This window comes from Gorillibacterium sp. CAU 1737 (assembly GCF_039888655.1).
In the GTDB taxonomy this organism is placed as follows: domain Bacteria; phylum Bacillota; class Bacilli; order Paenibacillales; family NBRC-103111; genus Gorillibacterium.
Window position 1 is genome coordinate 1 of sequence record NZ_JBDQQO010000013.1, and the last position, 23806, is coordinate 23806.

Below are 23806 nucleotides of genomic sequence, written 5' to 3' on the forward strand. Positions count from 1 at the left end.
TACTTTTACAATAATGAACGGTTTCAGGCAAAACTAAACGGCCTCAGCCCCATGGAATTCAGGGTCAAGGCCGCTTAAGAATCTTTTATTTTTTGTACTGTCTATTTGACGGGGTGCAGTTCAACGGGGGACATCCCCTTTTTCCTAATTTGTCTTATGATTTACTTGATCTGCCTCCAGTGAACGCCGTCATCAGAGAGCATCAGCTTTCCATCCGTGAATGTAGGGTTCTCAACCGACAGAAATTGATTTCCGGAGGGGATTGCCCAGATGGTTTTGCTGGTGCTGACGACGGTTGACTTCCAATTCACCCGGTCCTTGGAGGTGAGCAGCTTGGTGCCGACTACGCCGGAGCGAATCCAGTACATCTGGAATACATAGTATTGATCGCCTTTCTTCATCATCGGGGTGCGACCATCTGTACTGTGGAGGATGGTAGGCTCCTTTTTCGAGGTGAAGGTTTTGCCATCTGTGGAGACGAGAAGATGCCCGTAAGGATCGAAGAAGGCAATCTGACCTGATGGCGCCCATTCTGGAGTCAGGAAATAATTGCGAGAAGGACCCCCCTGTACATAGAAGGTGTAGCTTACGTCGGATCGGATGCTTCCCGAATGCTGGGTCCATTGGGTCAAATCGGGAGAACTGAGCACCACCATCTCGCCGGTATCGCCGTTTCCCACTGAAAATTGATTGGGCAGCTTTGGATTTCCGGCGAGCTTATAGCCGCCCCCTACGGCGGTATATCGTTTACCGTTCCAGAACAGCTGTACGCGGTAGCCCAGTTGGAGCACTCCTTGGTAATCCCACGTCTTTCCATCCGTAGAGGTGAATAGATAGTTTTTCTTTTCTTCTCTGGCCTTGCCCCCAATGGCTTGCAGAACCAGCTTGCCGTTCAGGTAGTCGACTCCAGCCATGGACAAGGGCTCATCGTTCGGCCCCTTGAACACAAGCGTTGTCCATGTTTTTCCGTCTTTGGAGACATAATCGCTGAGATGACGAAGGAAATACAGGTTCTGGTAGGTTTCGATCGAGCCCTTTCCATTCGGAGGCAGCTTCCGTGCTTCCCAAGTCTTCCCGTTGTTGGCGGTGATGTTGAGGTATTTGCTTGATGTGGTCATGATGGTCCCTTTGCCATTCGTGGCTACACTGAGGATCTCATCCTTGGTTGCGCGCTGGAAGGCAACGGGAAATACGGTATCCACTGATTTTTGCTTGACCTGCTGAGCCGTATTGGGCTGCGCTGTCGTATCCTGAATTTCGTTGTTCTTTGGCGAGACGGACATTAGTTCGGCTTCCGCATGAGCGGGAACAGCCATTAAGGGAACAACCAGAAGAATACATAAGAATAGGGAGAGCATGCGGGCAGAAACGGAGGTACGGGTCATTAGAGGCTCCTAACTGAAACGTGGGTTATTTTGGAATACGAACTTTCTTATCGTAAGGGAGTATGGAGGTCTCTTCTATGACGAGGATCACAGGTAGGGACCAGAAGGAGTGCAGACAGAGAATTCGGGCGTGCGGTTCATGTGCAGGACGAACAGGAGGGAAATCGTCGAATTGCCACGAAATGTATATCCATGAGGAGGCGGCAACATGAATCAGAAGGAAACAGCAACGATCGAAATCGACGGCATTGTGCTGTCAAAAGCATGGGCGGGCTCCATCCCGGTCTTGTACATTGAACCTGATTTCGTACCCGAAAAAGGAAGGCGGCTGGCGATTTTTCTGACCGGCTTGGGCGGAACAAAAGAAAGGCAGGCCAAATTTCTCAAGGAACTGGCGGATCGGGGCTATGTGGCACTGGCCTTCGACAACGCCGGACACGGGGAACGGGGGAAGGAGACGAGCAGGGAGACTTTGGATCGAGTGTTCGCCAATCTCCGGAAAGAGGGCTGGAAGGTGCTGGGGCAGACCGTTCAGGATACTTCGGCAATTATCGATTGGGCTGTCGAAACGCTGGGTGTGCAGCCGGAGGTTTACATGGGCGGCATCTCCATGGGAGGGGACATCTCGATTGCGGCGGCGGGCGTTGATCGACGTATCGTGCGAATCGCGCCGATCATCACAACGCCGGATTGGCTTCGCCCGGGCATGAGGGAGATCTCCGACGAAGCGCCGCTCATGGATCCGGGTGTCCCTGACGAGGAAGCACAGGCGTTCTATGATCGGTTTAATCCGATCACCCATCTGGAGCGCTACCTCGACGGGCCGCCGATGCGACTTACACTTGGCGCGGAGGACCGCCACATCCCGCCAGAGAACGCAGAGCGCTTCAAACGGGAGTTGGCTGCGTTGTCGGAGGAAGCCGCCGCTCGCATCGAGATCGTGTATGTGCCGGGACCGGAAGCCGATCACCGGCACATCCTGGCCCGCAAGGACGAATGGTGGCCGCCCATGCTCGACTGGTGGTTGGGGCCGCAAGCGTAAAGCAGTGTGCATCTCTCCGCAATTGGATATCGATAGGAAACAAGCGGGCTTCTTGGAGAAGCCTGCTTGTTGTATAGGTTGCATTCGCTAGAAGGTGAAGACTTTACTCCAATCAAACTCTCCGGAGGCTTCTATGCTGGAGGGCCACTCAGAACACCATGCCGGTACGGCGGGATGCTCCACCCGATCCAGGCTGGGCGTGTACGGCTTGATGTCCAGCACGGGGGAGCCGTCTTCTGCGTCGAGGTAGTCCATTTCGATGATGCCCCTCTTCCCATCGAGCCTGCGGACGGCTGCGCAGGATAAGGCGATGGGGTTGGGCCGCTCTGGCGAACGGGTGGCAAAGGTGCCGAGTAGCTCTGGAGAGCTGTGATAGGGGCTGGATTCCAGCAGCTTGGACCGGGCTGCCGGATGATCGCATTGGTCAAACCACCAGAACACCAGAATGTGGCTGAATCCTTCCAGGCCTGTGAGTGCCGGGAGGTAAGCAGGAGCCAACTCGACCCGGCTGCCGTTGGCATCGGCTCGAACGGTTCCTATGGGGGTTACAGAGTACTGCTTCATGGTTTCGTCTCCATTCATTGGAATTCCGGCGCCGTTAGGTTCAGTGTACCAAGGATGAGCTACACTACAAGCCCTTTTTTGGATAACAGGGAAGCCCGTTTCCTCGTGAGTAAGAGGAAGAGAGTGTTGATTGGTTGATTGCCTCAACAAGTAAAAAAATACCAAATTTTTCTTGACGCAAAGATAGAATAGAGATAGACTTGAATTAGATATTTAGAAAACAATCTAAATAATAAGGAGGCTTTCACATGACTAACCATGAAGAGAGGGCCGGACGTGCATCTTCCAAGCCCAAGCGGGTTCTTGTTCTTACTCTGGCTGCTGCTCTGCTCGTTCCTGCGGGGAACACGTTGCTGCCTGCGACGGTGCAAGCAGAATCAGCTGTTCCTTCTGCAGGGAGCGCGGCTCCTGCAGAAGAGTCGTCGTCCTGGGTGCCGCTTCGAGTCATCGCTGAAGCATTGGGGGCTCGCGTCGATTGGGAGGGAGCAAGCCGCAAGGTCACGGTCTCTCGAGGAAAATCCGTTACGTCCGTATGGATTGATAAGGATCAAGCTTTCCTGAACGGAAAAGAATCCTCGCTGCCTGGCAAGGTTCGCTTGGAAAACGGCGCCACCCTGGTTCCGTTGGGCTTCCTGCGGGAGGCGCTGGGGGTGAACTTCGGGTGGAAGGGGAACGTCGTCATACCGGAAGCTCAAGATCTGGAAGCCAAGGCGGCGTTGTTTGTGAACGAGCTGATGCACGGCCGGAAGGATCATCTAACTGCAGCGAGCACGCCAGCATTGAACCAAGCCTTGACGCCGATGTACGCCGCTACCTGGTCGGCTCAACTGCTCCCGCTTTTGGGGGAGAAGACCCTGCTTTCGTCCTGGGAGACCCAGGAGAACAGCGTTCATACCAACCTGATCCTTCGTTATCAAACGGATCAGGTACCCTATCCTATTGAAGCCATTATCCGCTTTTCCAAGGCCGGCCTTGTGGATGATTTCTCCTTCAGCCAAGAGACAGCACCTTCCGCTCATAAGCCGGCAAGCTACGACCAATCGGATTCGTACACCGAACGCGAGGTCGTGATCGGCGAAGGAAGCCTGGCGCTTCCCGGCACGCTAACGGTTCCCAAAGGGGACGGGCCCTTCCCTGCGGTCGTACTTGTGCACGGCTCCGGACCGAACAACCGCGATGAAGAAGTCGGCGGCGCGAAGGTTTTCAAGGATTTGGCCGGTGGCTTGGCCTCCCGCGGCATTGCCGTTCTTCGCTATGAGAAGGTAACCCGGGAGCATCCCTTCAAGGCAGGGGCTCAGGAGAAGTTCTCGCTTTGGGAGGAGACAGGAGCGGACGCTTTGCAAGCGGCCTCCTTCCTGAGAGGTCAAAAGGAGGTGGACGCGAATCGAATCTTCCTCACGGGACACAGCCAAGGGGGCTATGCTGCCCCGCTGATCCTGGAGCGAGACGAGCAAAAGCTTTTCAAGGGCGCTGTCCTTCTCTCGGCGCCAAGCGGCAATCTCATGGATGTGGTCGTGGAGCAGCAGGAAGAAGCGCTTCGGCGTCTGACCGAGACGGGACAGCCGGAGTCGCTCCTTCAGCAGCAGGAGCAAGCGGTAGCAGCCTACAAAGCGATCCGGGAGCAATTCAAGAACCCCGCGTATTCCAAAGACCAACTGCCGGAGCAATTCCCGCTTGGCAGTCCCTACTGGTGGTTCGAGCAGCGGGACTATATGCCAGCCCAAAAAGCCAAGGCTCAGAGCGTGCAGATGCTGATCCTGGCAGGAGAGAACGACTGGCAGGTGACGCTTGCGCAGTACGAGGGCTGGAAAGAGGCATTGAAGAACCGAACGAATGTGGAGTACCGCTCGTACGCGAACGTCAACCACCTGCTGGCGGTTTACGATAAGCTGTCCACAGGACTCGAATACGGCCAGTCCTCCAACGTTTCCGCGGACATCGTCCGGGATGTGGCGGAATGGGTGAAAACCCATTAGGGTTCATTATAGTCATTCTTGGATTTGCGGCCTACCTGTGATCGTCCTATAATGGAACGAGGAAGGGGGTCGGTATCCATGGCAAATCACTTTGCTGGAATTCGCATCGGCTCATGCAAAGCCTGAAACCAGGGCGATCCTTTGCATGGGCAGACCTGACAGCTAGACGGTCGCCCTTATCGGGGAGCAGGGATTCCCTGCCATGGCTTTGCACCCAATGGACGAAATCAACCATCCAAAAGGAGCGAATCCCATGTGCGAACCATTCCTCAAGAACCACCAATACAATGCCCTCCGCAAGCAAGTAACGGCTCTTCATCGTGCCACGAGCACCGTTTCCGACCCGAAAGTGGTGGAATCCGTACGGCTCGGTGCCATAGCCTGGGTCCGTGAAGCTTTTCCGGAGGCAACCGCTGAGCAGCTTGAGCTCTTGCATGCTTTTACAAACATGACCCAGTCGGAGCAGTTTCAACAGTACCTGCTCACGCTGGATTCCTATCGCACGACCAGCCTTCAGGTGACGGAAAAGCAGATCGCCAAGCTGTATCCCAAGATCAAGAAGCTCAAGGTGCCGGACCTCCGTCTCATCGATACGCGCAAGCTGACGTATCTCGGCTGGACCGACATTGCGGCGAACCGCTTGTTCCTGGTTTATCGCCTGGACGGCGAGTTGGTCGGCATCGAAGGCCGCACGACTCCGGCCAACAAAAGTGTCTGCTTCCTCTGCAACCGGATTGAGAACGTGGGCTTGTTCACCACGGTCGCCAAGTACCGTCCGCCAGGCTCGTCCCCGGACTACTACAAGGCAATCGGCCAGTACATGTGCCTCGATCCCAACAGCTGCAACCACAACCTCACCGATGTGGCCCCTTTGGAAAGGTTTCTAAAGGAAGCGCTGAAGCCGCCGCAGGAAAAGACGATTTGACAAAAAACCAAAACAGCAAGCTCCGGCTTGGAAGGGCATCCGCTCCTCCGAGACCGGAGCTTTTTTTGCAAACTTGATCAAGGTCAAGGTTTCTTCAAAGCGTCTGCCTTACACTTAAAGCAACCTAAATGAGGAGTGAGATTCATGAAAAAAGCTGAATACCAACTGGAGACCTTGACCTGCCCCTCGTGCGTAAAGAAGATCGAAACGATACTGGGCGGAATGGATGGAGTGCAAACAGTCAAAGTGCTCTTTCATTCCAGCAAGGTGAAAGTCCAGTATGAGGAAGCTCAAATTCAAGCAGAGCGCATGAAGGAAGCTTTGGAGAAGCTAGGCTACCTCCTTCTGTCCACCAAGACGCTGGGAAGTTGAGGGGGCTGTTTCATGAACATACGCCGAAATGCAACCCTGTTAGGAGCAGGAAGTGCTCTTTTCCTTGGTTTTGCTCTGGGTCAAATTGGTTTTGAGGGAGCTCGAGAGGGTCTTCTTATCCTCGCTACTCTGGTTGCGGGCGCTCCGATTGCCAGAAAAGCCGTTCAGGCATTAAGAATGAGGGCATTCAGTATTGAACTGCTTGTCTCCATAGCCAGTATAGGCGCCCTATCCATTCGGGAGTATTCGGAATCGTCTGTTGTTACCTTCCTCTTTCTATTCGGAGCTTATTTGGAGGCCCGGACGCTGGAAAGAACGAGATCCTCTCTCAAGAAGCTGCTGGATCAAGCCCCTCGGGAAGCGGTTGTTTTTCGAAATGGAGAATGGGTAACCCTCGCCGTGGATAAGGTGGAAAAGGGGGACCGGATTCTCATAAAATCGGGAGGAACCATTCCAGTCGACGGAAAAATTCAATCCGGCCATGCCAGCATAATGGAGGCGGCGATTACGGGCGAGGCCATTCCCGTCTCCAAAAAGGCTCAGGACCACGTCTATAGTGCCACCCTTGTGGATCAAGGGATAATTGAAATCGAGGCAGAGAAGGTGGGGGCTGACTCCACCTATGCGAAAATCATAGAGCTGGTGGAAGAGGCTCAGGAGTCGAAATCAAGAACGGTCACCTTTTTGGATAAGTTCGCTGCCATCTACACGCCGACGATTGTAGGGGTCTCCTTGCTTGTTTATGCCAGTACGCGCAATCTTCACATGGCCATCACCTTTCTGGTCGTGGCATGTCCGGGTGCTCTAGTCATCGGGGCTCCTGTCTCGTATGTAGCCGGAATCGGAAATGGAGCCCGACACGGTGTTCTCATAAAAGGCGGCGAGGTAATGGAGAGACTGGCCAAGGCGAACCGAATCATGTTCGACAAAACCGGTACGCTGACGAAGGGAAGGCCTGCGGTGACGGATATCCAGGTCTTTTCCGATCTGGAACCCGACGATCTGTTGAAGGCAGCGGCAACGGCGGAATCCATCTCCGAGCACCATCTGGGCCATGCGATCGTCCGGGAAGCGGAGAGAAGAGGACTTCTGCTATCCAAGGAATCGATTCGAGGAGATGTGGTAAAAGGCGGCGGAATTCGCGCGATCATAGAGGGACGAAGAATCGTTCTCGGCAGCCGACGGTTTCTGCAGGAGGAACCGATCGCCATTTCGGAAGCGGCCCTTGCTTACGCGGACCAACGGGAAAAGGCAGGGAACACAGCAGTCTTTTTTGCAAGGGACGGACAATTTGCCGGAATTCTCTCCATCCAGGACCAGATTCGTCAGGAGGCAGCAAGTGCGATTGCGGAGATGAGGAGCTGCGGAATCAAGCGATTCATTCTGCTGACGGGCGACAACCGGCATACGGCACAATTGGTTGCGGAAGAGCTCGGCTTAGACGAGAGGCATGCCGAACTGCTGCCGGAGGACAAGGTTGCGTTTGTGAAGAAGGTTCAGGCGGAGGGACATGTGGTGGTGATGGCGGGAGATGGAATCAATGATGCTCCGGCGATCGCGGCAGCGGATGTGGGCGTTGCGATGGGCGAAGGGGGTACAGATGTTGCCATGGAAACCGCCGGCCTCGTCCTGATGGGAGATCGGCTGCTCCAGCTTTCCCATGCCTTTGGTTTGGCCAAAGCGACGGTTCGCAACATGAAGCAAAATACGTTTTTTGCCGTTGCCATGGTCATCTTTTTATTGGCTGGCGTGTTGACGGAGAACATCCACTTGGCATCCGGTATGTTCCTTCATGAGCTAAGTGTTCTGCTTGTGATCCTCAATGCCACGAGATTGGTTTATTATAGAGGGAGACAATCCGTAAGGCGGCAGAGTCAGAAGGTGACGAAGCCGATGGAAGGAGCTGTAGGATGAAGAAGGGCATCCCCCCTCACAACTGCCAAGAGCAATCAACCAAAGCCTGTGTCTTGCGTGTCCCCATCTTCAATCATCTGGAGCCCCATCAGCTGGACGAGATCATGAGTGCCACTCGGTCTGTTGGTTATACCAAAGGCGAGCTGATTAACCGTGCAGGGGACCCATCCGACATGCTGTCGATTGTGAATGCCGGTAAGGTGAAGATCTATCGGTTGTCCGAGTCAGGAAAGGAGCAGCTCGTGCGCATTTTGGCCCCGGGTGATTTTTCGGGGGAGCTGGCGCTGTTTCGGGAAAGTGTTCACGAATCCTATTCCGTCGCTATGGAAGATACGCAAATCTGCACGATAACCCGCCCGGATCTCCAGGCCTTCTTGCTGAAATACCCGACGATCGCCCTGAAAATCTTGGCGGAATTTTCGCGAAGGCTGGAAGCCTCGGAGAAGCAAACCACGCTGGTCTCCACCGAGAAGGTAGAGAAGAGGCTCGCGCTGTACCTTATCGAATGCTTGGAGCAAGAAGGAGCTGCCACGGAACTGACTCTGCCTATGAGCAAAAAAAACCTGGCTTCCTATTTGGGAACGACCCCGGAGACGATCAGCCGTAAGCTCGTAGAGTTTGAGAATGCCGGATTCATCCGCCAAAAGGCAAGGCGCAGGATTGAGATTCTCAATCTGGATGGGTTACGGGCGGGAATTACAATCCGTCTCTAGGAGAAATGAACCGGGACGAGTTCATTCTGGATGCTGACTACTGCCGCTCCATCGCCCCTTATCGGTTCCATAACTACGCAGAACGCACGTAGAAGCCGCGTTCTCCATAACGAGAAGCCCCGGGCGAAGAGAAACAACTCTCTTCGCCCGGGGCTTTTGCTTGCCTTTACACCGTTTCACTTCCACGTTTTCGACTCAGCCAGCTAACCCCCGTATGGGCTCCATAAGCGATAAGGGGCATCAGCATCAGCATGAGCGGGTATCCATAACGCGAGAACACGACAAACGGAATGTACACACCCATGAAATACCCGATCACAAGGTAGAGCGGCACAAGCCGCTTCCATTTGCCGGAGAAGAACGTATGGATCACCCCGATGAGGCCAAGCGCTACATAAAGATAATGATAGACGCGAACCGTCATCTTCGACAAGCCCAGAATGGGCTCCCAGTAAAAGGGCTTTCGGAAGAACTCAGCAGGCTTCTCGACCAGGTACCACAACAGGTACTTAAACGGTTGATGGGTGAAGCCGTAGCGGATGATGCGGATGGCCGTCTCCTGATTGGCACGGTCCGATTGGCTGACCAAGTTGTCCCGATACTGGGGATATTGCACGAAGAAACCTTCCGATGGCGCTCCGTAATAAATGAACGTGCCCAGCAGCAGCGGATTGCCGCTCGATTCTGTCAGGAGGATCGGCTCGCCAAAGGTGCGTTCGTTCCGAATCCACCAGGGAGAGAGCAGGAGGACGAAGATCATCGCCATCAGGACGCCGAACCGAAGCATGTCCCGCCAGGAATGGCGCGTCACCAGCCAGAGAATGAAGAGGATTGCCGGAAACAGCAGGCTTTGGGGTTTCAGGTAGGTCATGAATGCCCAGAGGACACCGATGATTCCATAGAGACTCCACTTTTTCGTCCGAACGGCTCCGACTGTCAGCAGCGTGCTGAGCAGAAGGAGGAAGGTGAAGGTCGTCTCCGTCAGCACCACAGCAGATGCATAGTAGCTGGGTACATAGAGAGCGGCGAGGACCGCTGCGATCATGGCCACTTTGCGGGAGAAAAATTGGCGGCTGAGCAGATAGATCAAGTAGACCGAACCCGCTTGCAGGACGCATTGAAACAACCGAAACGCCATCACCGCTTCGTCACGACCGAGAAAACTCCGAAAGAAGGCGACGAGAAGAGGAAGACCCGGCATGATGAAGGCGGTCGGCTGATCTGGGTTGTGATAGGTCAGCATTCCGTGGCTGAGGAGAATCTCCGCCGAACGAATGTATTTGACGTCGTCATTATTCATTTGAGCATAGTTGCCGAGCAAGAGGGAATCTCCATAAGCGAGACAGATGATGGCTCCAAGCACAAAAACAAAGGCGGCGAGCAGATGCAGGGTCGTACGCTGGGCTTTGCTTTCCTCGTGAAGAGAGAAGAGAGGAACATTGGATAGCATAAAATCCTCCTGGGTCTGTAACGTGATGGGTGAAAGCAGCGGTCACTCTTACAGACTGACGAGGGAGACAAAAGGTTGCCCATTCGTCAGCGGCTCCGGTGACACGCCCTTCCTACTTTACCCAATCCTCTCCTGCTTCTCAAGGGCTACCCCAAATGACGGCCGATAAGCTCACGTCTGCTGGATACTCCCGTTTTGAAGAAAATGGACTTTAAATGATCCTGCACCGTGTACGTCGAGATCCCCAGGCTGTGAGCGAGCTCCTTGGTGGAGCGGCCTTGAAGAACATGGCTGTACAGCTCCTTTTCGCGTGGGGTCAACCCATAGGCTTCACTCATGAATTGGATCCGGTCGCGAGCGGACATCTCCTCGAAATGCACGGCAATTGGCCCGCTCCCCGCTTTCCCCTCGAGCAGCGTTCCCCGGATGACAAGCAGCGTTCCATCGGGTGCCCGCAGACTAGCCTTGGCTTGTCCCTGCCCCGCTTCTCTGCTTAACGCGGCGCTTCCTACCGCCCGTACGGGACGCGGGAGCGCCGCGCCATCCAGCTGCTCTCGCTCCCTTAACGCGTTCAGCCAGCGGCCGCCCGCTTCATCCGCTGCCGTTAGGGAGAGCTCCTGGGTCAGGAGAACAAGCCCATAGCCAATCCCTGCGTTGGGTGATTGTCGAGCGGGCTGGCGAAGGCTCTCCTGTCGAACGCGAAGAGCGAGAGCAAGCGATATCGAAGCGATAAGCGCGCGTTCCTCCTCCTGAAAAGTCGGCTTCCCGTACCGCCGGAACAAGGTCAGGTATCCCCAGCAGGTGCCGTGCACCAGAAGGGCGGCCCGCAGTTCATCCTGAAAGCCGGAAGGACTCAGAATGCTGCGAAACCGAATGCTGGATTCCGCTTGTCCGTGTGTAGCCTCCGATAGCGTCGCCACCGGATGATCGGACGAGGCCAGATCCCGATACTTGTTCACATCCGACTCGCCGTATTCATTCGCGAAGAGCCGCGCGTGCATCGCTTCCACGGATTCGTCTGCAACGGCTCCTGTCGACAGCAGAGTAGAGGGATCCACGGCCGTCAAGCAAGCGGCATCAAAAGGCAATGCGCGTCGCAGCAGCTCGATGATCGCCGTCCGGTAATCGGAAGTGAGGGATGTCCTCTTCGAGAGAAGGGTTATCTTATTCTGCAGGGAGTGCAGAGTTGTATGAGTGGACATGTTACAGCCTCCTCCTTCACTAGGGATAACGGAAGACCCCCAGAAAGTTGGGATGGTTTCCTTCCGCGCAATCTCTATAATTGAGAATTATTATCATCTATTCTAACTCAGATCAGCATAGCTGGGAAGGAAGAAGAGAAACGGGAGCAGGAGGGACGGGCATGACCGTTGACCAAGAGCAGATGAGCTGGGACAACCCGGATGCGGGCCGATATACAAGCGTGATTTCGAGAAAAATACCGGGATACTACGGAATGTACGAAATGATGGAATGTTTCTTGGCGAGTCAGGTGGAGAAGCCTGGCGGACAGTCCTGCAAGCTGTTTGTGGCAGGAGCAGGCGGGGGGCAGGAATTGCTGACGCTGGGACTGCGGCACCCCGACTGGTCCTTTTTCGGGGTAGACCCATCCGCCTCCATGTTGAAGGCGGCCAGGGTGAGGGTGGAGGAGGCGGGCTTATCCGAGCGTGTCACTTTCCTCTGCGGAGAGGTGGAAGATCTTCCACAAGAAGTCCTCTACCACGGAGCAACCTGCATGCTGGTGCTTCATTTTGTTCGAGGCCGAGAGCAGAAAGTGAAGCTGCTGAGGGGGATTGCCGAACGGCTTGTGCCGGGAGCTCCTCTTGTTCTGTCCTCGATAAACGGCATCCCCTCAAGCCGGCAGTTTGCCATTCAGATGCAAGCCTGGCAGAGGCATATGATGCAGCAGGGGATTCCTCGGGAGGAATGGGATCGATTCGAGGCATCCTTTGGGCCGAACATCTTGCCGAAGGGCTCGGACCCTGTTTCCTCTGACGAGGTGCCAATGCTGCTTGAGGAAGCAGGATTCGCGGATGCAGTGAGGTTTTTTGGAGCTTTTCTAATCGAAGGGTATGCAGCCTTTCGCAAGAAGGCATGAATCGGTACAGGAGGGACAGCATGGATCGGATTGTTGTGGTTGGCGGATATGGGCAGGTGGGGCAAATGATCTGCCGCGAGCTGGGAGAACGATACCCCGGTCGCGTAGTGGCAGCAGGCAGGAGTCTGGAAAAGGCAGAGCGCTTCAGCCGTTCTACGAACGGCAAGGTGATGCCTATGCGTCTTGACGTGGGCGATGCCGTAGTCCCTGAAGCGATGAGGGATGTGAAGGTGATCATCATGTGTCTGGATCAGGCGGATGTGTCCTTTGTCCGATCCTGTATCCGATTGGGCATCGATTACCTGGATATCTCGGCGGATTACTCCTTCCTGTCTCGCCTGGAGGAGCTGCAGCCGGAAGCGGAAGCAAGCGGAGCGGTTGCTGTGCGAAGTGTGGGGCTTAGTCCCGGGCTGACCAACGTGCTGGCCCGCCATGCGGCTTCCATGCTGGATCGGACCGATAAGATCAACCTGTCCATCATGCTGGGATTGGGCGATCAGCATGGACAAGCCGCCATCGAGTGGACGGTTCGGAACCTGAACCGTTCCTACAAGGTTCTGCAGCATGGAAGAGAGGTTCTTGTCTCCAGCTTTACAGACGGGGCTGTCACGGATTTCGGAGACGGCCTGGGACGGAGGAAGGCGTACCGCTTCAATTTCGCCGATCAGCATGCGCTGGCCCGCACCCTGTCGGTCCCGGAGGTGGCTACCCGGCTTTGCTTCGATGGAAGAATCACAACCGGCCTGGTTCGCTTGCTGCGAGCTATCGGAGCACTGCATGTACTGAGATTCGATCCGGTGCAGCGTTTGGCGGTAAAGCTGTTTGGAGCAAACCTTCCGCTGGGGCGGGAGCTGTTCGCCGTGAAAGTGGATGCTTGGGGCATTCGAGATGGAGCACCGGCTTCTGTAGAATGTTTGGTCCGAGGAGAGCGAGAAGCGGAGGTCACAGCACGGGTAACCGCTGCGGCAGCAGGCCTTCTCCTTGATTTCAAGCGAAAGCCGGGTGTCTATCATTTGGAGCAAGTTTGCTCGCTTGAAGAGCTTCTTCCTTCTATCGAGCCTTTAATCACGCTGAAGACAAGCACATAACAATTCTTTCCGGGAAGGTTGGTGCGAATTTCCATGTGTACCCTCGGGAGTCGTGGTATAATAGGTGACATGTGAACCGGAAAGGATGGACAAACTGTCATGACATTCGCCGAATACCGTTATGAACGCCCCAATGCCGAGACCTTCAAGCAAGAAATGACGCGCTGGATCCAGCAGTTGGCCGAATCTGAGACGTTGGAAGGACAGACGGACGCCATCGCCTCTATCAACAAGCTTCGCAGCGAGCTGGACACGATGGCGACCTTGGCCAGCGTTCGTCACTCGATTAACACCGAGGACGAGTTCTACAAGGCCGAGCAGGACTACTTCGATGAGACCGGACCGATCCTGGAGGAGTACGTCACGAATTACTACCGGGCTCTTGTGAACTCCAAGTTCCGTGGGGAACTGGAAAAGCAGTTGGGAACCCAATTGTTCCAAATTGCGGACATTTCCCTCCGCACGTTCCACCCGGATGTGATTGAAGAGCTGCAGACCGAGAACAAGCTGAGCACGGAATATTCGAAGCTCATCGCAACGGCTCGCATCGAGTTCGAAGGCGAGAAACGTACGCTGCCGCAGCTCGTTCCGTTCGAGATGTCCACAGATCGCGACATGCGCAAGCGCGCGAGTGAAGCCCGTTATGGCTACATGACCGAGCACGAAGCGGAGCTGGATCGCCTGTATGACGAACTGGTCAAGGTTCGCACCACCATCGCGAAGAAGCTGGGCTACCCCAGCTTCGTCGAGCTGGGCTATGATCGCATGATGCGCACCGATTACAATGCCGCGATGGTCGAGAACTTCCGCAAGCAGGTGCTGGAGCACATCGTTCCGGTGGCGAACAGCTTGAAGGAACGCCAAGCGAAACGGATCGGCCTCGACAACCTGAAATACTACGACGAGACGATCAACTTCACGAGCGGCAATGCGGCTCCGAAGGGCGACCCGGATTGGATCGTGGCGAACGGGCGCAAGATGTATGCGGAGCTGTCGGAGGAAACGAACGAATTCTTCTCCTTCATGATCGACAACGGCCTCATTGATCTGGTCAGCAAACCAGGCAAGCGCGGCGGCGGGTATTGCACCTTCATCAGCGAATACAAGGCGCCGTTTGTGTTCTCGAATTTCAACGGTACCTCCAAGGATATCGACGTCTTGACCCACGAAATGGGTCATGCGTTTCAGGTCTATTCCAGCCGGAACCTCGGCATCCCGGAATATGCCTTCCCGACCTATGAAGCCTGTGAAATCCACTCAATGAGCATGGAGTTCATCACCTGGCCGTGGATGGAGCTGTTCTTCGAGGAAGACGCGGACAAATACCGCTTCGCCCATCTGGCCGATGCCCTCGAGTTTATCCCGTACGGAGTAGCCGTCGACGAGTTCCAGCATCTCGTCTACAGCCATCCGGAGGCTACGCCGGACGAGCGTAAGGGCTTCTGGCGCCAAGTCGAGAAGAAGTACTTGCCGCACCGCGACTTTGACGGCAATGCTTACCTGGAGCAAGGCGGCTTCTGGCAGAAGCAGGCTCACATCTACAACTCGCCCTTCTACTATATCGACTACACCCTCGCGCAGCTGTGTGCCTTCCAGTTCTGGAAGAAGACGCGCGAGAACCGCGAGACGGCATGGGCGGACTACCTCCGTGTCTGCAAGCCGGGCGGAAGCCTGTCGTTCCTGAAGCTGGTCGAGCTGGGCGGACTGAAGTCTCCGTTCGAGGACGGCTGCATCGAGTCGGTCATCGGCGAGATTTCGGGTTGGCTGAACGGAGTAGACGATACGGCACTGTAAGGTAAAGGGTTTGAATGGCCATATTCGAACCGGAATAGGCGTAATCAGGGAGCTTGGCAATGGATGCCAAGCTCCCTTTCTCATACATCCGGCTTTCCCCTCCAGGGAAGACTTGGGTATAATGAAGCCATCTTCTAATAAAGCGATGGTGAACCATCCTATGAACTTATTACTCGTGGAGGACGACGCCTCCATTGCGACCGGGCTGGACTATTCACTCAGCCAAGAAGGCTATTCCGTCACGATCTGCCCGACCTTGGAGAAGGCGAGACAAGCCCTTCCGAACGAGCACAACTTCGACCTGCTGCTGCTCGATCTGGCGCTGCCGGACGGCAGCGGCTACGAGCTGTGCCGCGAGGTGAAGGCGAGAAGTGACGTGCCGGTCATCTTCCTCACCGCTTGCGACGATGAAGGCAATGTCGTCATGGGTCTCGATATGGGGGCGGACGATTATATCACGAAGCCATTCCGGTTGAGGGAGCTCATGTCGCGCATTCAGACGGTATTGCGCCGCTACAGCAAGACAGGGGCGCAGGCGAAGCCCCTTTTGCAGATCGGGCCGGTTCGCATTCATCTTCTTGAGGCCAAGGTATTCAAGGATGAGCATGAGGTGATGTTGACTCCCCTCGAATACCGACTGCTTCTCACCTTGGCGAACCATCCGGGGCAAGTGCTTACCCGCAGCCAGCTGTTGGAGAGCATCTGGGATATCGCGGGAGACTTCGTGAATGATAACACCTTGACGGTCTACATCAAGCGGCTACGCGAGAAGCTGGAGAATGATCCGGGGAATCCGGCGATCATCCATACGGTACGCGGCCTCGGCTATAAGGCGGGTGACTAGCGTGCTGCGAAACCGGGAATGGGCAGGCTGGCTCCTGTCCTCTCTCTTGCTCACCTTTGCGGCAGCCTCCTGCGGGTATGTATGGATCAGCCCGGCCGCCGGGCTCCTGACGCTCGCAACCGGCCTCGCGCTATCGGCCCTTACTTTGTTCTTCACGCATCGGCGCTACCGGAGCATTCAGGAGCTGTCTCATGATCTTCGCTCCATCCGGGCTGGCTGTTATACCCTCGACATCCGCGATCATCGCGAAGGAGAGCTCAGCATCCTCCAGAGCGAGATCTACAAGCTGACGCTCATGCTTTCAGAGCAGGCGGAACTGCTCCGACGGGATAAGGCGTATCTGGCTGACTCGCTCTCCGATATCTCTCACCAGTTGAAAACACCCCTCACCTCCATGCTGGTCATGGTTGACCTGCTCGGCGACCCCAAGCTTCAGGAGGACAACCGCCGAACGTTTCTTCGCAGCATTCGCAATCAATTGGAGCGGATCGAATGGCTGGTGACCGCCCTGCTCAAGCTGTCCAAGATCGATGCGGGAGCCGTGCGCTTCAAGCGCGAACCATGCCGGGTGCAAGCCGTCCTCGACAAAGCCTCTGCCCCGCTTCTTCTTCCGATGGAGGTGAAGGAGCAGACGCTGACGATTGAAGGCAATCCAGAAGCAATGTTCATCGGCGATCACAACTGGACGGTGGAGGCGTTGCTCAATGTTCTCAAGAATGCAACGGAGCATAGTGGAGCAGGCGGACGGATTGAAGTTTCGTTTGACGAAAATCCGCTATATACCGAAATCCTGATCTCCGATAACGGCAACGGAATCGATCCAGTTGACCTTCCGCACGTGTTTGAGCGCTTCTACAAAGGGAAGTCTTCCAGTGCGGACAGTGTCGGCATCGGCCTCGCCATGGCCCGCTCCATCCTTCATCATCAGCAGGCAGACCTGTCCGTGAAGAGCGAGCTGGGACAAGGAACGACCTTTACCGTCCGCTTTCACAAGCCGATGTGACGAAATCGTCACCGACCCTGTCACCGGATCGTCACCTGCACGCGGTAAAGTGGAACCAACACGAATGCAGGAGGCGGAAGTGCGTAATGGATATTTTGCGAATCGAACACCTGTCGAAGGTGTACGGAAGCGGCGAAACAGCGGTCAAAGCGTTGGATGACGTATCCTTCACGGTGCAAAAAGGACAATTCGTCGCCATCATTGGCCCGTCCGGCTCAGGGAAATCGACGCTGCTGCACATCTTGGGCGGAGTGGATCGGCCCAGCTCAGGTAAACTCTATGTGGACAATACGGATGTTTACCAGATGGACGAGGAGCGACTTGCGATTTTTCGTAGGCGGCAGATCGGACTCATCTATCAATTCTACAACCTCATTCCGGTGCTGAACGTGGAAGAGAACCTCACGCTCCCCCTGCTGCTGGATCATCATAAGGTCGATCGAGAGTACCTGTCCGACATCGTCCAGGCCCTTCATCTGGAGAACCGCCTGGGTCACCTCCCAAACCAGCTGTCGGGCGGCCAGCAGCAGCGGGTGTCCATTGGACGAGCCCTCATCAACAATCCGGCCATCATCCTGGCGGATGAGCCGACCGGCAACCTGGACAGCAAGAACAGCGGCGAGATCATGGATCTGCTGCGCCTCTTCAACAAGAAATACAACCAGACGCTTCTCGTCATCACGCATGACGAACGGATCGCCCTTCAGGCGGATCGAATCCTGACCATTGCCGACGGACGCATCGCTCGTGATGAGGTGATCCGGCGATGAATGTCATGAATCGGCTGACCCTCCGTCAGCTACGCCTGAACAAGAAGCGCACGGGGGTCACCCTCATCGGCGTGATCATCTCCGTTGCGATGATCACAGCGGTAACGACGCTTGGCACCTCCTTCATGGACCTCATGCAGCGCAATGCCAAAGCCAGCAACGGGAATTGGCATGTGCTGTACCCGAATGTTACACCGGTGCAGGCTGAGAAATTGGCTGCCGATAAGAAGGTGGAGGCGGTCTCCCTCATTCATGAGAAGGGGTATGCGAGCCTTCCAACCAGCAGGAATCCCGACAAGCCCTATCTTTTCGTTAGAGAGTTTAATGCGGATGCCTTTGACCGGTTTCCCGTCCAAATCAAGGAAGGGCGGCTTCCGGCAACGGACAGCGAGCTAGCGCTCTCCGAGCATATGCTCACGAACGGGGGAGCGAAGGTTTCCATTGGCGATGAGCTGACCCTGGTGCTTGGCGAACGGCAAGTAGAAGGGGTTCCCTCGACGAAGCTGGGGCAGAATGAGCCGCTCCAAACGGACTCCTCGGGAGGAGCAGCCGAAAAGCTGGTCAGTCAGGAGCGCCATGTCTACAAAGTCGTAGGGATTATCAAGCGCCCCGTTTGGGAGCCAACCTGGGCACCGGGGTATACGGCGCTGTCTCATCTGGATCTCGCCAAGCTGAACCCAACCGAAACCGTCAGTGCATCAACCGCTTGGAAACATGTCACACGGGGAATCTTTGAGCAGGCACGCGAGCTTGGTGAGCAGTTGAAGATATCCGATGTGCAATTCAACAACCCCCTTCTCCGGTATTACGGGATTACAGGGACGGAATCCCTGCAAAGAACCCTCTACCTCTTTCTTGGAGTCGTTCTGACGATCATCGTCATCGGCTCCGTGTCGCTCGTCTACAATGCGTTTGCCATCTCCGTGGCAGAACGTTCCCGGCAGCTCGGCATGCTGTCCAGCATCGGCGCAACCCGCAAGCAGAAGCGGAAGTCGGTGATTTTTGAAGGAGCCGTCATCGGCTTGATCAGCATTCCCATCGGTCTCGCGGCGGGGCTTGCCGGAATGGCCATCACCTTTCTCTTCGTCAATCCGCTGCTGGCCAGTACCACAAACATAGCGGAAAAGCTGCTGGTGAAGGTCTCTCCCGCTTCTCTTCTTATGGCAGTTCTCGTCTCAGCCGCTACCCTCTTCATCTCCACATACAGCCCGGCACGAAGGGCATCGCGTATCTCTCCGATCGAGGCAATCCGGCAATCTCAGGAGATCAAGCTCACGAACAAGAACGTGAAGACATCCCGTCTTACCCGTAGACTGTTTGGGTTTGAGGCAGAGATCGGGCTGAAGAACCTGAAGCGCAATCGGCGCCGCTATCGGGCAACGGTCTTTTCTCTTATTGTCAGCCTTGTGTTGTTCCTGACGGTTTCCACGTTCACTTATTACATGGGCATTTCAGTGAACATGAGTCAGGACGACATCAATTATGACATGCAGGTGTCGCTGCGAACGAATTCAGGCAACGCTGAACAGGGCGCAGGCAAGGACTTCGCCTCGGACAAGATCGCACTCTTCAACAAAATTACCCAATTTGAAAAGGTCGAAGAAAGCTCGATCGTCTCCCAACTCTACGGCTTCTGGAAGGCAACCCCGGATCAAGAAATGACAAAACCGGAGAACGCTTCATCACCGGAAGGCGTGGATGGAAACCTGCACACGGTGCAGGTGATCGGGTTGACGGAGGCTACCTTCGCTCAGTATGCCTTAGAGGTCGGAGCAGCCCCCGCGAGCTTGACCGCCTCTGCGCAACCCGCCGCCATCGTCGTAGATCGGACATTCGGCCGAGTGAATGGGAAATTCGTTGAGATTCAGGCGGTACGCTTGAGCGTAGGGGAGAACTTGAGGCTGGTGAACCCGCCGGATGAAAAGCTGGACAAGCAGCAGGAACTGGGAGATGTCAAGGTTTCTTTCCTGACAAACAAAATGCCGCTCGGTGTGACGAATGCGGGCGGCGCTTCGTTTACCGTCGTTCTTCCCCTCAAGCAATGGGAGTCCTTTGCCCATCATCTGGCTAACACACACGTTCAGCCCAACGTATTGTTGTTTCTGAACAGCAAAGACCCCATCGGGTTGCAATCGGATATTGAAAAGTGGGAGCAGGACCGGGGAAGAAGCGAGCTGCAAATCTGGAATGTCTACAAAAACCGGCAGCAGAATCGCCAGCTCATGCAGATTTTAAACATCTTCTCCTTCGGGTTTGTCGCCTTGATCACGGCGATCGCCACCGCCAACATTTTCAATACGATTTCGACCAGCATTGCCCTTCGCAAAAGGGAGTTCGCCATGCTGCGATCGGTCGGCATGACCCCGCGAGGGTTCAACAAGATGATCCGGTTTGAGAGTCTCTTCTATGGAATCAAAACCTTGCTCTATGGTCTTCCGATCAGCTTTCTCATCATGCTGCTGCTCTTCGGCTCGCTCTCCGGCTCCTTCCGATTTGAGTTCGGCATTCCCTGGCACAGCGTGTTCATCTCCATCGGTGCCGTGTTCCTGATTGTGGGGTCGTCGATGCTCTATTCAGCAGCGAAAATCCGTAATGAGAACATTTTGGACGGCCTGCGCACCGAGAACCTGTAGTCTTCATCCAGGAAATGGACAGAACGCATTAGGCAGCGGATCATCTAAACCGGCATTCGGCACCACCCCGGCATTCGACAGCTCTCGGCAGCCTCTCTGCGGCTCCTCCGAAACTGGACATCCCCCTTCTCTTCATGAGACAATCGGGGATATCCTAATGAAGAGGAGTCGCTTTACTCATGCAACCAACGAACGATCAATGGACTTCCCTATATGACATGGCTGCGACCTTTAAAAAGCAAGGGAGCTGGGAATGGCTGTCGAACGGGCATCTCTTCGGCATCGAGCACCCGGATACGAAAGAGATCGGTTATATCAGCATCCTTGGGCAAGGTGGAGAAGCCTTCGGCCTATCGCTTTACTTGGGGACGCGCGGACTTTCCGTACTCATGGACATGTTGAATGGGGACGTGGATGAAGATCCTTTGTTCACCCAGCACTGTCTGCTCATGGCGCTGAACGACCGGGAAGACCTGCACCCGGAAGAACGGCGAAAGATCAAGGAGCTCGGGCTGACCTTCCGCGGCAAGAACGCCTGGCCTGCTTTTCTCTATTACGAGCCCGGGTATGTGCCCTCATCGCAGCTAACAGCCGAGCAGGTGGAGTATTTGACGCTGGCACTTCAACAAGGCATGCAGCTTGCGGAAGAGTACCGCACGAAGGCGGACGAGCTGCTACATGACGATCCCACGAAGATCTTAGTGCGCGTGCGCCGTTCGGACGCTTCGGACGGACAGGCTGCCGTCTGGGAGAACGAGTGGCGCTCTCTGCCGGTTCAGACGGAGGCGGTCCCGGACGAGACCATGGGCATCCGAGTGGACGAGCTCCATCTCGCACGCTTGAAGAAGGGTGAGTTGAGTCGGGAAGCCGTATGGGAAATCGACTGCACGTACATTCCAGTGCCGTTGATGGAAGGCGAGCGGGCCATCTTCCCGAAGCTGCTCCTGCTCGTGGATCAAGCCAGCGGCCAGATTCTGAAGGCTGGAATCAGCAGCCGGGAGATCATCGCCCAAGAGGCAGTCGACGGCTTCCTGGAGGCCATTGACAAGCAACAGGTAATCCCTTCACGGATCGAAGCCCTGACCGAGGAAGCTTACATGTACATCGGACCTATTCTGCAATACCTCGAAATTGAAGCCTACCTGGCGATGGAGCTTCCCGCTCTGGAGGAAGCGAAGGACAACATGATGATGGGCTTAACGGCAGGACGTTAGTCTACGGAGAGATCGGTGCAAATCGGTACAAATCGATACAGACCGGCCTCTGACTAGGAGTCTGTTCACTAAACCAATCAAGGGAGCCGCTTTGCGGCTCTCTTTTGCTGTGCTGCTCGAAAGTGGTAATGTTAGAAAACCTTCCACGAAATGCGTTCATGAGGTCACTTTCGGCTGTTAAGCTCCGCGTTCTCGTGCTACAATAAGTCGGATGCTTTTCAAGGACTTCAAGGATTTCAAGAAAAGAGGGCTTTCCATGCGATTCAAGGACGTGTTCTCTATCATCGGTCCGGCCATGGTCGGACCCTCCAGCTCCCATACAGCGGGGGCAGCCCGCATAGGACGCGCTGCTCGTCATCTGTACGGGCGAGATCGCCAGCCTGCCAAAGCAGAGATCGTCCTCTATGGGTCTTTTGCGGATACGTACAAAGGCCACGGTACCGATATGGCCATTGTCGGCGGCCTGCTCGATTACCCGACAGACGATGAACGGCTTCCCCAGGCGCAGGAGATCGCGCGTGCAAGCGGAACCGAGGTCGTATTCGTCCCAGGCAAGGGGATGCACCCGCACCCAAACACCGCCGTCATCAAGCTGTATGAGCAGGATGCCGAAGAGCCCGCTCTCTTCATGACCGGGACTTCCATCGGCGGGGGAAATATCGAAGTGGTGAACGTGAATGGCTTTAACGTTCGGTTCAGCGGCGTTTATCCCACTCTGGTGATCACCCACACGGATAGCCCGGGCGTCATTGCGGACATCACGCAGATTCTCAAACGGGAATGGGTCAACATCGGCTACATGTCGGTGGACCGCAAGAGCCGCGCCGGTGACGCGATGATGGTGCTGGAGCTGGATGCGGCGATCCCGTCGGCCCTCTTGGAGGAATTGTCCGGCTTTCCCTCCATACGCGAGCTTCGCGCAGTGGAATTGAGCTAGAGCAGGCAAGCCTCTTTTGGAGGAAGCAGCAGAACTCGTTTACCCTGGGGCTGGGAACAGCCTCTTATCCAAATTGCTAGCAACGCATAGCAAGGTAAAAAAGCAGGAATATGGTGCAGACACGGACAGTCGCAGGAGGAAGGGAACGACGTGAGGTTTCGGACATTAAAGGGATTGGCAGAGCTGTGCACAGCCGAAAAGCTGACGATTGGGGAAATGATGCGCAAGGAGCAATGCCAGGAATCCGGGCGGGACGCCGCGAGTGAGTTCGCCCAGATGGAGGCTTATTATCAGATCATGAAGGAAGCGGTTCACAAGGGACTCACCGAGGACACCCGGTCGCGCAGCGGGCTTACTGGACTCGACGCGCAGCGTGTGTCGGCTTACGCCGCAGCAGGTGAATCCTCGCTCGGGGACGGAGCGAGCCGGGCGATGGCCTATGCCCTTGCCGTCTCGGAGGTGAACGCCTCGATGGGGCGGATCATCGCGACACCGACGGCCGGCTCCTGCGGCATTATCCCCGGCGTGTTCGTCAGCTGCCAGGAGCGTTTCGGTTGGAGCGACGAGCAGATGACGAACGGCCTGTTCGCGGCCGGCGCCATCGGCTACGTCATCGCGAACAATTCCTTCATCTCCGGCGCAGAAGGCGGCTGCCAAGCCGAGGTTGGCTCTGCGATCGGAATGGCCGCCGGGGCTCTTGCCGAGCTGAAGGGCGGGACGCCGGAGCAGGCCGTTCATGCGGTCGGGCTCGCGCTGAAGAACACCCTCGGCTTGATCTGCGATCCGGTCGGCGGGCTGGTCGAAATCCCCTGCATCATCCGCAACGGCTTCGGTGCGGTGACGGCACTCGCGGCGGCGGACATGGCGCTGGCCGGTGTCCGAAGCGTCATCCCGAGCGACGAAGTGGTCGAGGTTATGCTGGAGGTTGGAGCTGCCATGCCGGAGAAGCATCGCGAAACGGCAAAAGGCGGACTGGCCCAGACGCCCACCGGCAAGGAAATCATGAAAAAGCTGGCTCACGACAGCGAATAAACCCAACACGAGGCTGCTTGTCGAGAAGACATGCGGCCTCATTGCATAGGAG

At 55.7% G+C, this 23806-nt stretch carries 21 protein-coding genes; 17 read left to right on the forward strand and 4 right to left on the reverse strand.

Translation table 11 applies throughout. The annotated features are described in order from the left end of the window. A partial coding sequence (locus AAFN83_RS22160; RefSeq protein ID WP_481810534.1) for an IS3 family transposase occupies nt 1–78 on the forward strand: 78 nt, incomplete at its 5' end. An 83-nt stretch (nt 79–161) separates the two neighbouring features. On the opposite strand, the gene AAFN83_RS20110 is transcribed toward AAFN83_RS22160, so the two are convergent. Further along, entirely contained in the window at nt 162–1385 is a 1224-nt protein-coding gene (locus AAFN83_RS20110; RefSeq protein ID WP_347772703.1) for a beta propeller repeat protein, read from the reverse strand. Between the two features lie 208 nt (nt 1386–1593). Between AAFN83_RS20110 and AAFN83_RS20115 the strand changes: the two genes are divergently transcribed. Next, nucleotides 1594–2427, forward strand: a complete 834-nt coding sequence (locus tag AAFN83_RS20115; protein WP_347772705.1) for an alpha/beta hydrolase — start codon at nt 1594–1596, stop codon at nt 2425–2427. An 87-nt stretch (nt 2428–2514) separates the two neighbouring features. Here the strand turns inward: AAFN83_RS20115 and AAFN83_RS20120 are convergent, their stop codons facing one another. Then, on the reverse strand, nt 2515–2991 hold the full coding sequence (locus AAFN83_RS20120) for an SAM-dependent methyltransferase (protein WP_347772707.1): 477 nt from the start codon (nt 2989–2991) through the stop codon (nt 2515–2517). Between the two features lie 248 nt (nt 2992–3239). Between AAFN83_RS20120 and AAFN83_RS20125 the strand changes: the two genes are divergently transcribed. The 5 genes from AAFN83_RS20125 to AAFN83_RS20145 all read left to right on the forward strand — a co-directional run bounded on the left by AAFN83_RS20125 (nt 3240) and on the right by AAFN83_RS20145 (nt 8891). After that, on the forward strand, nt 3240–4967 hold the full coding sequence (locus tag AAFN83_RS20125) for an alpha/beta hydrolase family protein (RefSeq protein WP_347772709.1): 1728 nt from the start codon (nt 3240–3242) through the stop codon (nt 4965–4967). Nucleotides 4968–5220: 253 nt separating this feature from the next. Continuing rightward, on the forward strand, nt 5221–5892 hold the full coding sequence (locus AAFN83_RS20130) for a FusB/FusC family EF-G-binding protein (protein WP_347772711.1): 672 nt from the start codon (nt 5221–5223) through the stop codon (nt 5890–5892). A 144-nt stretch (nt 5893–6036) separates the two neighbouring features. Further along, a complete protein-coding gene (locus AAFN83_RS20135) occupies nt 6037–6264 on the forward strand; it encodes a heavy-metal-associated domain-containing protein (protein WP_347772713.1) in 228 nt (75 codons plus the stop codon). A gap of 12 nt (nt 6265–6276) precedes the next feature. Beyond that, the gene (locus tag AAFN83_RS20140) at nt 6277–8178 is read left to right on the forward strand and encodes a heavy metal translocating P-type ATPase (RefSeq protein ID WP_347772715.1); all 1902 of its coding nucleotides are present in this window, start codon (nt 6277–6279) and stop codon (nt 8176–8178) included. Continuing rightward, nucleotides 8175–8891, forward strand: a complete 717-nt coding sequence (locus tag AAFN83_RS20145; protein ID WP_347772717.1) for a Crp/Fnr family transcriptional regulator — start codon at nt 8175–8177, stop codon at nt 8889–8891. Before AAFN83_RS20140 ends, AAFN83_RS20145 begins: the two co-directional genes overlap by 4 nt. A gap of 166 nt (nt 8892–9057) precedes the next feature. Here AAFN83_RS20145 and AAFN83_RS20150 read toward each other — a convergent pair whose 3' ends face one another. Together AAFN83_RS20150 and AAFN83_RS20155 are read right to left on the reverse strand one after the other, a co-directional pair. Continuing rightward, nucleotides 9058–10341, reverse strand: coding sequence for an ArnT family glycosyltransferase (locus AAFN83_RS20150; protein WP_347772719.1), 1284 nt, complete (start codon nt 10339–10341; stop codon nt 9058–9060). A gap of 146 nt (nt 10342–10487) precedes the next feature. Next, nucleotides 10488–11543, reverse strand: a complete 1056-nt coding sequence (locus tag AAFN83_RS20155; protein WP_347772721.1) for a LuxR C-terminal-related transcriptional regulator — start codon at nt 11541–11543, stop codon at nt 10488–10490. A 161-nt stretch (nt 11544–11704) separates the two neighbouring features. Here AAFN83_RS20155 and AAFN83_RS20160 point away from each other — a divergent pair, with 161 nt between their 5' ends. The 10 genes from AAFN83_RS20160 to sdaAA all read left to right on the forward strand — a co-directional run bounded on the left by AAFN83_RS20160 (nt 11705) and on the right by sdaAA (nt 23754). Then, complete coding sequence (locus AAFN83_RS20160) at nt 11705–12439, forward strand: class I SAM-dependent methyltransferase (RefSeq protein WP_347772723.1); 735 nt, start codon at nt 11705–11707, stop codon at nt 12437–12439. A 20-nt stretch (nt 12440–12459) separates the two neighbouring features. Then, nucleotides 12460–13527 carry a saccharopine dehydrogenase family protein gene (locus AAFN83_RS20165; protein WP_347772725.1) on the forward strand — a complete coding sequence of 356 codons (1068 nt, stop codon included), beginning with the start codon at nt 12460–12462 and terminating at the stop codon, nt 13525–13527. 99 nt (nt 13528–13626) lie between these two features. Next, the gene (locus tag AAFN83_RS20170) at nt 13627–15321 is read left to right on the forward strand and encodes a M3 family oligoendopeptidase (RefSeq protein WP_347772727.1); all 1695 of its coding nucleotides are present in this window, start codon (nt 13627–13629) and stop codon (nt 15319–15321) included. A 160-nt stretch (nt 15322–15481) separates the two neighbouring features. Then, complete coding sequence (locus AAFN83_RS20175; RefSeq protein ID WP_347772729.1) at nt 15482–16165, forward strand: winged helix-turn-helix domain-containing protein; 684 nt, start codon at nt 15482–15484, stop codon at nt 16163–16165. Nucleotide 16166: 1 nt separating this feature from the next. Continuing rightward, nucleotides 16167–17168, forward strand: coding sequence for a sensor histidine kinase (locus AAFN83_RS20180; protein ID WP_347772731.1), 1002 nt, complete (start codon nt 16167–16169; stop codon nt 17166–17168). Between the two features lie 86 nt (nt 17169–17254). Beyond that, on the forward strand, nt 17255–17938 hold the full coding sequence (locus tag AAFN83_RS20185) for an ABC transporter ATP-binding protein (protein WP_347772733.1): 684 nt from the start codon (nt 17255–17257) through the stop codon (nt 17936–17938). After that, nucleotides 17935–20571, forward strand: coding sequence for an FtsX-like permease family protein (locus AAFN83_RS20190; protein WP_347772735.1), 2637 nt, complete (start codon nt 17935–17937; stop codon nt 20569–20571). The genes AAFN83_RS20185 and AAFN83_RS20190 overlap by 4 nt, the downstream gene beginning before the upstream one ends. A gap of 179 nt (nt 20572–20750) precedes the next feature. Continuing rightward, nucleotides 20751–21785, forward strand: coding sequence for a DUF7309 domain-containing protein (locus AAFN83_RS20195; protein WP_347772737.1), 1035 nt, complete (start codon nt 20751–20753; stop codon nt 21783–21785). Between the two features lie 256 nt (nt 21786–22041). Next, complete coding sequence (gene sdaAB / locus AAFN83_RS20200) at nt 22042–22722, forward strand: L-serine ammonia-lyase, iron-sulfur-dependent subunit beta (protein WP_347772739.1); 681 nt, start codon at nt 22042–22044, stop codon at nt 22720–22722. A 150-nt stretch (nt 22723–22872) separates the two neighbouring features. After that, nucleotides 22873–23754, forward strand: coding sequence for an L-serine ammonia-lyase, iron-sulfur-dependent, subunit alpha (gene sdaAA, locus AAFN83_RS20205; RefSeq protein WP_347772741.1), 882 nt, complete (start codon nt 22873–22875; stop codon nt 23752–23754). The last annotated feature ends 52 nt before the right edge of the window (nt 23755–23806 follow it).